The following is a 14,983-nucleotide window of genomic DNA, read 5'->3' on the forward strand; positions in this document are numbered from 1 at the left end:
TTTATCCAAAAAACATGATATTCATTCAACAAAACCCCTCCCCTTACTACCGTATTATACGAACATTAAATAAAAAGGATGTTGAAATACGGAGAGTAAACACACTAGTTTTGTCGAATGAATAATTTTTCATATGTATAATTGATATCCTATTTAATAAGATATTCTAGTTAGGTATAAAAATACCGTTTATACGCATATATTGCTTTCGGATATTTCTTACATTTTGTATGAAATGATAGATATTATTCTAATCTTAAAGGAAATGGGGGCAAAAATAACATAAATGCCCCCGTCTATCCTATACTACTTCACTCGTTAGCTTACTTTAAAAGGGATTCAACTTTATTTACGACATTATCTACTGTGAATCCATATTTTTCAATTAATGTACTGCCTTTTCCAGATGCTCCAAAGGTGTCAATTCCCATTATATACCCATGATCGCCAACATAACGTTCCCAACCAAATGGCGATCCCATTTCAATAGCTAAACGAGCCTTGATGCTAGGTGGCAAGACTTCTTCTTGATAGCTTTTTTCTTGATTACTGAAGCGATCCCATGATGGCATGCTTACAATTCGTGCGTGTATACCTTTTTCATCAAGCACTTTTTGTGCGGAAATAGCGAGTTGAACTTCGGAGCCAGTAGCAATAATGATCGCATCTGGGGTACCATTTGATGCTTCACTAATAATATATGCTCCCTTTTTCACACCTTCATAAGCATTTTCTTTTGTACCTGCCAATGTTGGTAAAGCTTGTCTAGTTAATACTAATGCAGTTGGTCTGTCACTCGCTTCTAGCGCAAGTCGCCAAGCAGCTTGTGTTTCATTTCCATCTGCAGGTCGAATGATTGAGAGATTCGGCATTGCTCGTAAAGATGCGAGCTGTTCGATTGGCTCGTGCGTTGGCCCGTCTTCCCCTACTGCGATTGAATCGTGGGTAAAAACATACGTTACAGGCATTTTCATCAAAGCAGATAAACGAATTGCTGGTCGGATGTAATCACTAAATACGAAGAATGTGCCTCCATATACTTTTAAACCTCCATGTAAAGCCATTCCGTTAAGGGCTGCACCCATAGCAAATTCACGCACACCAAACCAAATGTTTCTACCTGCATAACTGCTTTTCGTAAAGTCTGATTCTTCCTTAATTGTTGTATTATTTGAACCAGCTAAATCAGCACTCCCGCCGAAAAAGTAAGGTACGGATTTAGCGATAGCGTTTAAAACTTCACCAGAAGCAGCTCGTGTTGCAAGTGTATGTTCATTTGGTTCGAATGTTGGTAATTCTGCTTCCCAACCGGATGGTAATTTACCGTCCATTGATAATTGTAAATCATTTGCTAATTCCGGATACTTTTGTTCATAAGAATGAAGTAATTCATTCCACTCGTCTTCGGCTTTCTGTCCTGGATTGACTACTTTTTGTAAAAAGTCATCATAAACTTCTTCTGGTACATGAAAATCTTGATGAGACCATTTATAATATTCTTTTGTCAGCTTCACTTCGTCCATTCCTAGTGGGGAACCATGTGAAGCAGCGGAGGCCGACTTGTTTGGTGAGCCATATCCGATAACGGTTTTTATCTCAATTAACGTTGGCTGGGTCGTATTCTCTTTTGCTCGCTTAATAGCTGCATTTATTTCATTAACATTATTTCCATCCTCTACTCGGAGTACTTGCCAGCCGTAAGCTTTAAATCGCTCCTCGGTATTATCGGAAAAAGAACGGTCTAAATCCCCATCAAGAGAAATATCATTTGAATCGTAAAGGACAATTAGTTTACCTAAACCTAAGTGTCCAGCTAATGAGGCAGTTTCATGCGAAATGCCTTCCATTATATCCCCGTCTCCAACAAGTGCGTATGTATGATGATCGATGATTTTAAAGTTGTCTTTATTATACTTAGCTGCAAGATGAGCTTCCGCCATTGCCATTCCAACTGCCATCGCAACGCCTTGACCTAATGGTCCTGTTGTTGCTTCTACACCATCTGTATCATGTACTTCTGGGTGTCCGGGAGTTCTTGAGTTATACTGACGAAATTGCTTTAAGTCGTCCATTGTAACATCATAACCGGATAAATGTAATAAACCATATAGGAGCATTGATCCGTGGCCAGCGGATAAAACAAAACGATCTCTGTTAAACCACTTGGAGTTTTTTGGGTTATGATTCATAAACTCTGTCCAAAGCGTGTAAGCCATAGGTGCAGCACCCATTGGTAAGCCAGGATGCCCTGAGTTAGCATGTTCAATTGCGTCAATTGCTAACGTTCGAATTGTATTAATTGATAACTGTGAAACATTGTTTGTCATAATATCTTCCTTTCTATTTTTCAACAACTATTTATTTATTCTATCGTTAAAAGAGGTTTGCTACAAATAAATTGTCAGTTTTTTTTATTTCTTTGCTGCATTCGTTTTACTTTTTCTGGTGTGACATCGTTTCCTTTTGGATCAATTACGGTCATCGATTGTAGTTGATTTGTAAACGATTGACGTATATTTTGTAAATATTCCTTCCGTAAAGCAGATTGCTCCTTAATTTCTTCTTCAGATAATGCGCCACTTTTAGCCTTTTTTGCAAGATCATTAAGTCTTTGAATCTTTTTTTTATCGAGCAATTAAATAAACCTCCTGTGTTTATTTACGCTATGTTCTTTATTAGTTCATACTACCACTTACGAACACAACAGTAAAAAGGCAAGAACATTTCAGTCCTTGCCTTTTCATATTACCTGTATAAACAATTGGATTCAAGTGTTTTGAAACTCTTTATACCTTCGATGTACAGTTGCTTTAGATACAGAAAAACCGAGACCGTTTAAAACCTTTGTAATTTCCTCAAACGTTAATTTTTGCCTTCTTAACCGGACTACCTCATCAATTGGAAAGTCTACCCTCTGCCTTCCAGGTGAATGGTCTTGATTTCTCAAATTTTTACTCGGATCGTATCCTTCTTTTACTGCCTTTTGCATTCCGCGCTTAATTTTCAAATTATGAATTTTTCGCTGATATTCTTCCACAATGCCTACGATTTGCAAAACCATTGAATCGGATTCGGATAGTTTAAGCTTACCTTGGTCAACGATCGTATAGATAGGTATGTTATGTTTTTGTAATTGATGAAAAAGGGCTATTTTCATATTACCTCGTCCTAATCTTGTTTCATCTTGAATTAATAAGCAATCGGCAGCTTTATTAGAGAAAATATCTAGCAAACTAAAAACGCCTTCTCTTTCGATTTCATATCCGCTCGCTTGTTCCTCTATGCAATGGTGAACATTCATGTTGTATGTATTTGCCAATTCTAACAATTCTTTTTTTTGTCTATTTAAGGAAGATTCTTGTTCCCTTTTATTGGTGCTAACCCTACAATAAATTACTGCTCTCATGAAGTATTGCTCCTTAGTAATAATTCCATTTAATAAGTGCTTGATACCATTGTAAAATAAAGTACACCTAAAGTAATCCCAAAAGTTATTAAATAAAAGAAATCTACTTTTGTCATTTTACCAAACATATATTTATTCCTCCTCCAAAAATAGGAACAGTCGTTCGCTTCGGTTGATTTTAGTATAACAGAACATATGATCCTGTCAAGTGAAAATTAGAACGAATGTTTGCTTTGGGTTTCGTGTCGTGATAAACTTATTAATAATTAATGTATATGCAGAGGAGCGCAGATCATGACTAAGCTATCAAAGAGACAAAAGATGATCGTTGAATATATAAAAAGTGAAGTGCAAACAAAAGGATACCCACCTTCTGTTCGAGAAATAGCGGAAGCTGTAGGGCTTGCATCTAGTTCAACTGTGCACGGCCATCTGGAAAGAATTGAAAGTAAAGGATACATACGAAGAGATCCGACTAAGCCAAGAGCGATTGAAATACTAGACTGTTCAGAGGATAGTCATGTACCTCGTGACGAAGCGAGATATGCACCACTGATAGGGAAAGTAACTGCAGGTTCTCCCATTACAGCAATAGAAAACATAGAAGAATATGTACCGATTCCATCTTCAAATGTAAGAGCAGATGAAAACGTTTTTGTACTTTCTGTTGAAGGTGATAGTATGATAGAAGCTGGTATTTTAGATGGAGATATGGTTATTGTTAAACAGCAAAATACGGCAAAAAATGGTGAGATTGTAGTAGCTATGACAGAGGATAATGAAGCGACCGTGAAGCGCTTTTATAAGGAAATTGATCACATTCGACTACAGCCTGAAAACAATACACTTGAACCATTAATCTACAAAAACGTAACGATACTAGGAATTGTCGTTGGACTGTATCGAAACTTGCATTAAAAACGTCCTGTTTTTTCACGTTTTTGAATTAGCGTATAAAAAATTAGGAAGGATCTCCGGCTTGAGCGAACGGGATTCCATTGAAAAATGGTTTTCTCTTTTAGCAAAGTATTTTCGTTAATAAAAAGAAGAGGCCTTTAATGCTGTTGTTGTCGTGGAAGGTGGCTACTCCAGCTTCAAAGCAGGAGTCGAAAACCCTGGACTGAGTGTAGCGAGGATGCGGAACGCCCCCGCCTTTCACTGCAATCAACGGCTTCCGTCTAAAATTAGTATTTGAGGACTTTTTCAGTGGCCTCGCCATAGCACGATAGGCTCGCCAATCATCCGCGGAAAGCGAGTGTGATACATAACTATTTTCCTTATCTCTTTTTTTCTACATTATAATGATTTTCGTCTGAAACAGATTGCTTATACTACCTATTAAGTGTACAGGTAGCTTACTCACACGTATTATCCTTTTTAAAAAATCGATCGGTAACGGCTGTGCTTTTCTTTAATCCATTTTTAAAAAGCACACTTTTGCCTTTTATAAATGAGAGCTTATACCGTAACGATTGCATACATTACTTCAAAACTGCCGTTTAACGTATACATGTAGCATTAATTGCCTCTCTATACGATATGTTAAACAGAGCTAATTCCTCCGTTTTGCATTTTCTCCACGGTAGCAATCATCGCTATTTTAACGTGAGCATAGGTTAGTCCTCCTTGAACGAACGCAATAAATGGGGCTTTCAGTGGGCCATCTGCAGTTAACTCGATACTTGATCCTTGAATAAATGTCCCTGCCGCCATAATAACATCATGTTCATATCCTGGCATTTCGCTAGGAAATGGTTGAACATACGAGTTGATTGGTGAGTTTTCCTGAATTGATTGACAAAACGAAATCATTTGTTCTCGATCGTAAAAAGTGATCGATTGAATAATATCTGTGCGATGCTCGATGTAATTTGGTGACGTTTTATATCCTGCTAACTCCAACAATCGTGCAGTAAACACTGCTCCCTTTAAAGCTTCTCCAACAACATGTGGAGCTAAAAACAATCCTTGGTACATTTCTTGCAACATATTTAAAGTTGCACCAGCTTCTTTGCCTAATCCGGGTGCGGTCAATCGGTTAGCCGCCTTCGTTACAAGCTTCTTACTTCCTACAATATATCCGCCAGCACGAACTAGCCCTCCACCTGGATTTTTAATTAAAGAGCCCGCGATAATATCGACACCAACATGCAAAGGCTCTTTTGTTTCAACAAATTCACCATAACAATTATCTACAAACACAATAACATCACTTTTTATCTTTCTTATAAATGTAACCATCTCTTCAATTTCTTTAATATTAAAGGAAGGCCGATCTTCATAGCCTTTTGATCGCTGGATACCAATTACTTTTGTTTTACTTGAAATGGCGAGTTTAATCCCATTGAAGTCAATCTTTCCTTCGTGTGTCAAAGCAACTTCGTTGTATTCGATATTATACTCTTTTAAGGATCCAGAATTATTACCACGTTTACCGATTACTTCTTCCAATGTATCATAAGGAGCTCCAGTAATATAGAGCAATTCATCACCTGGCCGGAGCAAACTAAATAAAACCGTTGAAATTGCATGCGTTCCAGATACAATTTGCGGGCGAACGAGCGCATCTTCGCCTCCAAATATGTTTGCATATAATAATTCTAAACGATCTCTGCCAATGTCATCGTATCCGTAACCATCTGTTGAATGGAAGTGATTATCACCAATTCGGAGCTCTTGAAATGCTTTCAATATCTTTCGTTGGTTTAGTTCTACTGTTTTTTCAATTTGCTTGAAATTAATTGCACAGTCAGTTTCAGCCTTATTCACTAATTCATCTATCATGTCGGTTGTCATTCTCCTTCAATAGGCGTTGTAATGGATGGTCTTGCTTCATATATCCTTCAACGATATATTTGTTAACTGCCTCGTCAAAGTATTTTTCTGTAACGATTGTCTCTTGTGTTAAGTCGTGCAATTCTTTTCCTTTATCAGCATGTAAATGAATTGTGTATAAATTCCACGCTTCTTTTAATATGTGTTCAATGTTTACAAGTAAGTTTCGTATATCCATTTCACTATAAGCGCTTGTGCGTATATATGGATGACTTGTAGGGATGAAATCTTCATCTAATAAATCTTTTTTATTATATACCGTTAAACTAGGTATTGTACCAGCACCTAAGTCGTCTAATATGTGTAAAACCGTTTTTTGTTGTTCTGCTTGGTCAGGGTGTGAGCTATCAATTACATGCAAAATAAAATCAGCTTCGGCAGCTTCTTCAAGCGTGGATCGAAAGGATGCAATTAATGGAGTTGGCAAATCTTGTATAAATCCAACTGTATCCGTAATGAGCGCTTGAAACCCAGAAGGAAATGTAATTTTCCTAGTAAGTGGATCTAGCGTAGCAAACAACTTATTTTCCGCTAAAGATTTATTATTTGTTAAACGATTAAATATTGTTGATTTCCCTGCGTTAGTATAACCTACAATGGCAATTTGAAAAGCTTTGTTTGTCTTTCGTCGCTCTCGATATTGCATACGTTGCTGAACAATTACTTTTAATCTTCGCTTTATATCTGTTATTTTACGTCTAATATGCCGTTGATCGGTTTCTAGCTTCGTTTCCCCAGGGCCTCTCGTGCCTATACCACCCCCAAGTCGAGATAGCATTGTACCTTGCCCATGTAATCGTGGCAATAAATATTCTAACTGTGCAAGCTCAACTTGCAGTTTTCCTTCTTTTGTTTTTGCTCTTTGGGCGAAGATATCAAGAATTAGTTGACTTCGGTCAATTAGCCGCGTATGAAAGTAATCACTCAAGTTTCGTATTTGTCCTGGCGAGAGCTCATCGTTTGATATCACTAAATCAATATCATGCATTTCTATTTCATTTTTAATTTCTTCTGCCTTTCCTTCACCGATATAAGTCGCCGGGTGAATTTGCTTTCTGTTTTGTGTAATAATTGTGCTTACTTTACCGCCAGCAGTCTGACATAGAGAACGAAGTTCATTTAAGGAAGAAAGAAACCGCTCCTCTTGAACATCATTTTTTTTCACAGCCATAATAAGTATTTTTTCATCCGGCATGTATATAAAACCTCTTTCTTTCAATATTAAATAAATCATAACAAAGATTTTTTAATAATGTTACTGTTTTAGCTTTGAAAACTTTAAGTCTAAATCGGTAATTTTCGTTAAATCGGAAGGTGAATAATTACTTTCAGTTAGCAAACGTACAGCTTGCATACGAATTGCATGCTCTATAACATTACGTATATAACGAGCATTCGAAAAATTATACGTTGATCTTACTTCTGCAATATGAGCTTTTAGCTTACGTTCAGCTTCTTTTGAAAATTCATATTCTCTTTCTGCTGCCATCTGTTTCGCAATATCCATAAGCTGAAGCAAATCGTAATCCGTAAAATCAAGAATGAAAGGGAACCTTGACTTTAAACCGGGGTTTAAAATTAAAAACTGATCCATTTCATATGGGTAACCAGCTAATATAAGAATAAAATCATTATGATGGTCTTCCATTTGTTTTACAAGCGTGTCAATTGCCTCTTTTCCAAAATCCTTTTCTCCCCCTCGTGCTAATGAATAAGCTTCGTCAATAAAAAGAATACCGCCCATCGCTTTTTCAATAACCGCTCGCGTTTTTTGTGCAGTCTGTCCGATATATTCCCCGACCAAATCTGCCCTTTCTGCCTCGATAAAATGACCTTTAGATAAAATATTCATATCAAAAAATATACGAGATAGTTTACGAGCAATCGTTGTTTTACCTGTTCCAGGATTCCCTTTAAACAGCATGTGAAGTACTTGGTTTGAGCAATGCAAACCAACTTCTTGTCGTTTTGTATTTATTACCATCGTCGCATATATTTCTTTTATCGTTTGTTTTAATTTTTCCATGCCTATAAAAGCTGAAAATTGTTCATCGATATGAACAAATGGATCGCTTATTTTATTGGTACTGCCTCGTATATTTCCCGATTCATGAAAGACGATATTTATTTGACCGCTTTTGTTTTTGATTTCTGTTTTCAAATGATCACCTCTCCGTCCCTTTTACTATACGCAATAAGAGAAAAAGCGTGACAATCGCCCAAGTATTTAAAACGAGCAACAATCAATTGAATATGAAAAAAAGAACACCATAATAGGTGTTCAACTATTTTCTATTATTCATTTTCAATTTTAATGTTTTTTGCTGGAGCAAAAGTCGATATTGCATGCTTATATATAAGCTGCTGTTTTCCATCTGAGTCCAACAGAACGGTAAAATTATCAAATGCCTTTATAATACCTCTTAATTGAAATCCATTCGTTAGAAAAACAGTTACTGGAACATGTTCTTTTCGTAGTTGGTTTAAGTATTGATCTTGAATGTTTATAGATTGAGCCATAATCGTTTCCTCCTCTTTTCTATCTTTATTAAATTATATTTCTATTTATCTCCTAAGAATCCTGCCAAATCGTGTAAAATTGTGTGAACGGTTTGACTGGCAGTATCTGGAGTAACAGAATACCATTGAATATTCATCTTGTTTTTGAACCATGTATATTGCCGCTTAGCATATCTGCGTGAATTTCGTTTAAACAAATGAATCGATTCTTCTAGTGGCTGCTCTCCTTTTATATATGGAAGAAATTCTTTATAGCCAATCGCTTTCATTGCTTTCGTATCCTCATATCCGTTTTGATATAACTGTTTAACTTCTTCTAGCAAACCGTTGGTAATCATCTGATCGCACCGTTTGTTTATTTGATTATACAGCAATGTTCGTTCCATTTCTAATCCTATGAAAATAATATCGTACATAGGCTGCTTTGGTTCCTTTTCGATTTGTTGCGACATCGTTAAACCCGTCGTTTCGTAAATTTCCAATGCCCGAATGACTCTTCGATAGTTATTCGGGTGGATGGTTTTTGCCTGAAGCGGATCAATCTGTTTTAGCAGGTCGTGTATATAGACGACTCCTTTTTCATGTACAAGATTTTCTAGCTTTTCTGTATACGCGTGGTCTCTTTTTCGATTCGAAAAACGATAGCCATACAAAGCAGCTTGTATATACATGCCGCTGCCACCAACAATTATTGGGAGCTTAGATTTCTCTGAGATTATGTGTACGTATTTTTCTACATCATTTTGAAAGTCTGCTGCTGTATAATCCGCTTCAGGTAGTATCATATCGAGTAAGTAATGGTCAATTCCTTGCTTCTCTTCTTCTCGTATTTTTGCTGTACCAATGTTCAGTCCTTTGTAAACTTGCATCGCATCTCCATTTATAACTTCGCCATTGAAATGCTTCGCTATTTCAATACTTAATGTTGTTTTCCCTACAGCTGTAGGTCCAACAATAACAACTACTGTTTTCTTCACTTGTATTCCCCTAAATAATAATATTATTCATAAGCGAGGTAAGCTCGAAGCATCCATATCCGTTTTTCAAGCTTACTTTGCAATGATATAAGTAAGTCAGCTGTTGGTTCATCTTCAGCTTTTGTTGCTAATGGTAAGCCTGTATGTTGAATTTCATGAACGAGCTGTTCATAATCCTTCGTTAACTGTAAGATCATTTCACTTTCTTTATCATCAGCACTTGCCTCTTCAATACTCGCTTCTTTAATATATTTAATCATTGTTGCTAAAGGCTTTCCATTAATCATTAATATACGTTCAGCAATTTCATCAATATCATCGGCAAAAGCAGTGTACATTTCCTCGAACGTTTGATGCAATTGAAAAAAATGTCTCCCTTCTATGAACCAATGATACCTGTGCAGCTTCACATATAAAACAAATGAATTAGAGAGTAACTGATTTAAAAAATGAATAAGCTTCTGATTATTCATGCTTCACCTCTGGACTTTTTTTATAGCTTTGTACAAGGTGAATATATTTATACGTGATTACATAATTCGCTTAAACATTTTTTCAATTTCTACATTTGAAAAATGAACGATTATTGGGCGGCCATGTGGACAAGTAAATGGATCGTTACATAAACGTAGCTCTTCAAGTAGTTCATCCATATCCGTTTTATTTAAGAAATGATTCGCTTTTATTGATCGTTTACACGACATTAAAATGGCAGACTCTTCTCGTATTGATTCAATATTAATGGAACCAGTGCGAATTACTTGTTCAACAAGTTCGCGAATCACTTCTTCTTCGCTACCTTTTGGAAACCAGCTCGGGTGTGAGCGAACGATATAGCTTTGCTCCCCAAAACTCTCCAAAAAAAGGCCAGCTCGTTGCAATGTTTTATAGTGCTCTTCAATAAATAACGACTCCTGTTTCGAAAATTCGAACGTCATCGGAATTAACAACTGCTGGTGCTGATTGATCGGTTTTCCTAATTTCAATTTATAAAACTCATATTTAATTCTTTCCTGAGCGGCATGCTGATCAATCATATACAAGCCCTTTTCATTTTGCGCTAAAATATATGTTCCATCATACTGTCCTATAGCGTATAAGGCTGGGATACGTTCCATATCGTCTTGCTTATCTATCGACCCTTGTATGTTATTTGAGTTCCTCCGATCGCTCTCAGGATCGATTTGCGTAGTTGTAAAGCTTTTAAAATCACTTTCTTGTTGGAAAACAGTATCTGTCTTACCTTGTCCAGCTGTTGGTTGTTCATTATAAAAGTTACCTTCTTTATCTTTAACGATATTCGTATTCGTTTTCGGTTGGAACGATTCAGTATTAGTCTTGTTCGTTCGACTGTTTGGACTGTGTAATTTAAAGGTTTGCTGGACAGTTTTTTCTTTTTCTGCTTTCGGTACTTTAAATTCAGGTATTAAAGATTCGCTTCTAAATCTTTGTTTAATCATTGATTCGATCGATTCAATGAGCTCTTTTTCCTTACTAAAGCGAACCTCGAGCTTAGTTGGATGAACATTTACATCGACTAATATCGGATCCATTTGAATGGAAAGTACAACTATTGGGGAGCGATGAATCGGCAATAGTGTATGATAAGCTCGTAGGATAGCGTGTATAAGCGGCATACTTTTTATGTAGCGTCCATTGATGATCGTTGATATAAATGTTCTTGAAGCTCGCGTTACTTCAGGAAGAGAAATATACCCATTGATTGTGAAATCTAACGTATTTTTTGCAACGGGTAACATCTTTTTCGCAACACTCGTGCCATATACTTTTGCGATTACTTGTAAAACATCACCATTACCCGTTGATTGAAATAGTTGTTTATTATTGTGTATGACTTCAAACCGTATTTTTGGATGCGCTAAAGCTAAACGGTTAATAAGATCGGTAATGTGAGAAAGCTCTGTATGAATTGTTTTCATATACTTCAAACGCGCTGGTGTATTATAAAATAAATCACGAACTGTTATTTCTGTTCCTTTACGCGCATCTGCTTTCTTTTTTTCAACTAGGTTGCCTCCGTGCAATGTTAAATACGTACTTGCCTCATTTCCTGTAGATGTTTTAATCGTTAATTTACTCACCGATGCAATACTTGCTAAAGCTTCGCCTCGAAAGCCTAACGATTTTATGTGGAATAGGTCGGCTTCCCGCTTTATTTTACTCGTAGCATGTCTCAAAAATGCTCTTTCACAGTCTTCTCCAGACATTCCTTCTCCATTATCGGTTATTTTTATTCGTTTAAGACCCGCTTCTTGAATCTCAACTTTAATAACGGTGCTTTGTGCATCTATACTGTTTTCAATTAACTCTTTCACTACGGAAGCTGGTCTTTCAACAACTTCCCCAGCAGCAATTTTATTTGCAAGTATATCCGGGAGCTGTATAATTTTCAAGTTAAACAACCCTTTCTCTAAGACTGCTTCTTACGGATAATTTGTTGTATTCGATTTAATTCATTCATCGCCTCAAGTGGTGTCATTTCAAATAAGTGCAATTTTTTCAATTCACGAATTGCTTTTTCTTCTGATGAAGATCGTTCTATTGAAGCACGGTTGTCCGTAATGCTTTCAAAAAAAGATAACTGTCCGCTCTGTGCAGACTCGGATTTAGAATTGGTTCCTTCCCCATTTTCCAACTGATGTAAAATTTCACTCGCTCTATTAATCAAAGGTTCTGGCAAATCAGCAAGTCTGGCTACGTGTATACCATAGCTTTCGTCTGCAGCACCTTCTTTTATTTGATGCAAAAACACGACATTTCCTTCAAATTCTTCTGCACGTACGTGAATGTTTTTCAAGTTTTTTAACGAATGTTCTAATGCAGTTAATTCATGGTAATGGGTAGAAAATAACGTTTTGGCTCCGATTTTGTTATGGATATATTCGATAATTGCCTGAGCAAGCGCCATTCCATCATATGTACTCGTTCCGCGACCGATCTCATCGAGTAAGATCAAACTATTTTCCGTTGCATTTGCAATTGCATGGTTTGCTTCAAGCATTTCGACCATAAACGTACTTTGTCCTGCCACTAGGTCATCAGCAGCTCCAATACGTGTAAATATTTGATCAAAGATGATTAACGCTGCTTCATCAGCAGGGACAAAACAACCCATTTGGGCCATAATTACAGTATGAGCGAGCTGACGCATATACGTACTTTTACCAGACATGTTTGGGCCGGTAATTAAGAGGATTTTTTTATCTCTGTTTAAAACGATGTCATTTGGAACAAATTCCCCTTCCTTCATAACTTGCTCTACTACCGGATGTCTACCATTTTTTATTGTAAGATTTTTCGAATTAAAGGTCGGTCGTACATAATTATTTGTCTCACTCACGGTAGCAAAAGATTGAAGAACATCTATTTCACTTACGGTATTTGCTAAGTGTTGAAAATGACCAATGTACGTTTTCATTTGGTCTCTGATTTGTAAAAATAATTCGTACTCAAGCTCAACGCTTTTTTCTTCTGCCTCTAGTATTAATTGTTCTTTTTCTTTTAATTCAGGAGTTATGTACCGTTCTGCGTTTGCTAATGTCTGCTTCCTAGTATATCTACCCTCTGGGATTAAATGCTTATTCGCATTCGTAATTTCAATATAATAACCAAAGATACGGTTGTACCCTATTTTAAGTGATTTAATCCCTGTTATTTCTTTTTCTTTTTGTTCAAGCTCTGCAATCCATTGCTTACCATTTCTGGTAGCATCTCTATATTCGTCCAATTGCGCATCGAATCCGTCTTTTATGATTGAACCGTCCTTAATGGATATGGGCGGGTCATCTATTAAACTACTATCTAACAATGAAACCACTTTATTAGGCAAATGAATTTGCATGGAAAGTTCTTTTACATGCTTGGAGGCGAATTGCTCCAATATTTCTTTTAATTCAGGTATTTTCTTTAACGATTGTTTTAATTGGTTCAAATCACGTGCGTTTACATTCCCAAACGCAATTCTTCCTGACAGTCGCTCTAAATCATAAACTGATTTTAACGTATCTCTTAATTGCTCTCTTTCAATGAAGTTTTGATAGAACGCCTCTACCATTTGTTGGCGCTTTTCGATCCGCTCTAAATGGACGAGTGGTCGCTCAATCCATTTCCGAAGTGTTCTAGCACCCATTGCTGTTACAGTCCGATCAAGTATTGACAATAAACTACCCTTTTTACCTTTTTGCATAATTGTTTCTGTGATTTCTAAATTACGTTTCGAATACATATCCAAGGAAAGAAAGTCGGTTAATTCTAATATTTCAATCGGTTTTAAATGATCCAACGCTTTTTTTTGAGTGTGCTGAATATAATTTAATAGTCGACTAAATGCTTTCATAATTCGTTCGTCGTTTATTTGATCACATAGATTCCGATATTCTCCTGTAAAGTCAACTTCTTTTTGGTACGATAAAACTACATGTAGCTTATCTTTTAATTGCTGTTGTAAATGCGCAGGAAAATCAGGTGATAGTACAATTTCCTTGATCGAACGATTATATAGTTCATGAATTACAGCTTCCCATCCTGAAGATATAATCATTGCGTAGTTTTCACCAGTAGATAGATCATTGTATACTATTACATACGAACCGTCTTGAAAATGGCTTAGACTAGCTAGGAAATTACTTTTTCGGTCTTCTAACATTGAGCTTTCCATTACCGTACCTGGCGTAATTAACTGGACGACAGCTCGCTTTACTACACCGACAGCCTTTTTTGGGTCTTCGATTTGTTCACAGATGGCAACTTTATATCCTTTGTCTACAAGTGTTTTTATGTAATTTTCTGCTGCATGGTATGGTACCCCACACATTGGAATTGGGTCAGCTTGCCCAGAATCGCGCTTCGTTAAGGTTATTTCAAGCTCTTGGGCTGCTCGAATTGCATCCTCAAAGAACATTTCATAAAAATCACCGAGTCGAAAAAATAAAAAGGCATCTTTATAATTTGCTTTTATACGTAAATACTGTCTCATCATTGGTGTATGCTTTGACATTTTTTATCCTCCAAAAAACGGGTAAATTACTCTGTCGTCATTATAGCACAATATGAAATTAGAAGGCGACTGTTCATTCTCCTACGATTGATTCAATTATTGTAGGATGTCAACTGTACTCTTTTAACGTATAATATTGTTTAACAATGCTTTTCCAATGTTTACGAAGTAGTGACTAGAAATCTATATTTACAAGTTGAATCATGCTTGAAGAATTACTTAGCTACT

The 14,983-nt window shown here is 36.5% G+C and carries 12 protein-coding genes; 1 reads left to right on the top strand and 11 read right to left on the bottom strand.

What is annotated here, in order from left to right; genetic code table 11:
* Positions 1-323 precede the first annotated feature (323 nt).
* The 3 genes from tkt to ACLIBH_RS11220 all read right to left on the bottom strand — a co-directional run bounded on the left by tkt (position 324) and on the right by ACLIBH_RS11220 (position 3,406).
* Positions 324-2,327 carry a transketolase gene (gene tkt, locus ACLIBH_RS11210; protein WP_439316791.1) on the bottom strand — a complete coding sequence of 668 codons (2,004 nt, stop codon included), beginning with the start codon at positions 2,325-2,327 and terminating at the stop codon, positions 324-326.
* Positions 2,328-2,401: 74 nt separating this feature from the next.
* Positions 2,402-2,635, bottom strand: a complete 234-nt coding sequence (locus ACLIBH_RS11215) for a DUF896 domain-containing protein (RefSeq protein ID WP_439316792.1) — start codon at positions 2,633-2,635, stop codon at positions 2,402-2,404.
* A 132-nt stretch (positions 2,636-2,767) separates the two neighbouring features.
* Positions 2,768-3,406, bottom strand: a complete 639-nt coding sequence (locus tag ACLIBH_RS11220; RefSeq protein WP_439316793.1) for a YneB family resolvase-like protein — start codon at positions 3,404-3,406, stop codon at positions 2,768-2,770.
* A 294-nt stretch (positions 3,407-3,700) separates the two neighbouring features.
* On the opposite strand from ACLIBH_RS11220, the gene lexA reads away from it, so the two are divergent.
* Entirely contained in the window at positions 3,701-4,324 is a 624-nt protein-coding gene (lexA, locus tag ACLIBH_RS11225) for a transcriptional repressor LexA (protein ID WP_439316794.1), read from the top strand.
* Between the two features lie 624 nt (positions 4,325-4,948).
* Here lexA and ACLIBH_RS11230 read toward each other — a convergent pair.
* The 8 genes from ACLIBH_RS11230 to mutS all read right to left on the bottom strand — a co-directional run bounded on the left by ACLIBH_RS11230 (position 4,949) and on the right by mutS (position 14,755).
* Positions 4,949-6,190 (bottom strand): aminotransferase class I/II-fold pyridoxal phosphate-dependent enzyme, encoded by a 1,242-nt coding sequence (locus tag ACLIBH_RS11230; protein WP_439316823.1) that lies wholly within the window; start codon positions 6,188-6,190, stop codon positions 4,949-4,951.
* Positions 6,180-7,436 (bottom strand): GTPase HflX, encoded by a 1,257-nt coding sequence (gene hflX / locus ACLIBH_RS11235; protein WP_439316795.1) that lies wholly within the window; start codon positions 7,434-7,436, stop codon positions 6,180-6,182. The genes ACLIBH_RS11230 and hflX overlap by 11 nt, the downstream gene beginning before the upstream one ends.
* 60 nt (positions 7,437-7,496) lie before the next feature.
* A complete protein-coding gene (locus ACLIBH_RS11240) occupies positions 7,497-8,402 on the bottom strand; it encodes an AAA family ATPase (RefSeq protein ID WP_439316796.1) in 906 nt (301 codons plus the stop codon).
* 134 nt (positions 8,403-8,536) lie between these two features.
* Positions 8,537-8,761, bottom strand: a complete 225-nt coding sequence (gene hfq, locus ACLIBH_RS11245) for an RNA chaperone Hfq (RefSeq protein ID WP_439316797.1) — start codon at positions 8,759-8,761, stop codon at positions 8,537-8,539.
* Positions 8,762-8,802: 41 nt separating this feature from the next.
* A complete protein-coding gene (gene miaA / locus ACLIBH_RS11250; protein WP_439316798.1) occupies positions 8,803-9,738 on the bottom strand; it encodes a tRNA (adenosine(37)-N6)-dimethylallyltransferase MiaA in 936 nt (311 codons plus the stop codon).
* A 23-nt stretch (positions 9,739-9,761) separates the two neighbouring features.
* Positions 9,762-10,211, bottom strand: a complete 450-nt coding sequence (locus tag ACLIBH_RS11255; protein WP_439316799.1) for a Dps family protein — start codon at positions 10,209-10,211, stop codon at positions 9,762-9,764.
* A gap of 57 nt (positions 10,212-10,268) precedes the next feature.
* Positions 10,269-12,152, bottom strand: coding sequence for a DNA mismatch repair endonuclease MutL (gene mutL / locus ACLIBH_RS11260; protein ID WP_439316800.1), 1,884 nt, complete (start codon positions 12,150-12,152; stop codon positions 10,269-10,271).
* A gap of 17 nt (positions 12,153-12,169) precedes the next feature.
* The gene (mutS, locus tag ACLIBH_RS11265) at positions 12,170-14,755 is read right to left on the bottom strand and encodes a DNA mismatch repair protein MutS (RefSeq protein ID WP_439316801.1); all 2,586 of its coding nucleotides are present in this window, start codon (positions 14,753-14,755) and stop codon (positions 12,170-12,172) included.
* Between the last annotated feature and the right edge of the window lie 228 nt (positions 14,756-14,983).

It is taken from the genome of Virgibacillus sp. W0430 (assembly GCF_051846935.1).
In the GTDB taxonomy this organism is placed as follows: domain Bacteria; phylum Bacillota; class Bacilli; order Bacillales; family Amphibacillaceae; genus JBPYCR01.

Bases quoted from the DNA above. Each gene is read 5' to 3' on its own strand.
- tkt (WP_439316791.1), bottom strand. From the start codon at position 2,327: ATGACAAACAATGTTTCACAGTTATCAATTAATACAATTCGAACGTTA.
- ACLIBH_RS11220 (WP_439316793.1), bottom strand. From the start codon at position 3,406: ATGAGAGCAGTAATTTATTGTAGGGTTAGCACCAATAAAAGGGAACAA.
- lexA (WP_439316794.1), top strand. From the start codon at position 3,701: ATGACTAAGCTATCAAAGAGACAAAAGATGATCGTTGAATATATAAAA.
- ACLIBH_RS11230 (WP_439316823.1), bottom strand. From the start codon at position 6,190: ATGATAGATGAATTAGTGAATAAGGCTGAAACTGACTGTGCAATTAAT.
- hflX (WP_439316795.1), bottom strand. From the start codon at position 7,436: ATGCCGGATGAAAAAATACTTATTATGGCTGTGAAAAAAAATGATGTT.
- hfq (WP_439316797.1), bottom strand. From the start codon at position 8,761: ATGGCTCAATCTATAAACATTCAAGATCAATACTTAAACCAACTACGA.
- ACLIBH_RS11255 (WP_439316799.1), bottom strand. From the start codon at position 10,211: ATGAATAATCAGAAGCTTATTCATTTTTTAAATCAGTTACTCTCTAAT.
- mutS (WP_439316801.1), bottom strand. From the start codon at position 14,755: ATGTCAAAGCATACACCAATGATGAGACAGTATTTACGTATAAAAGCA.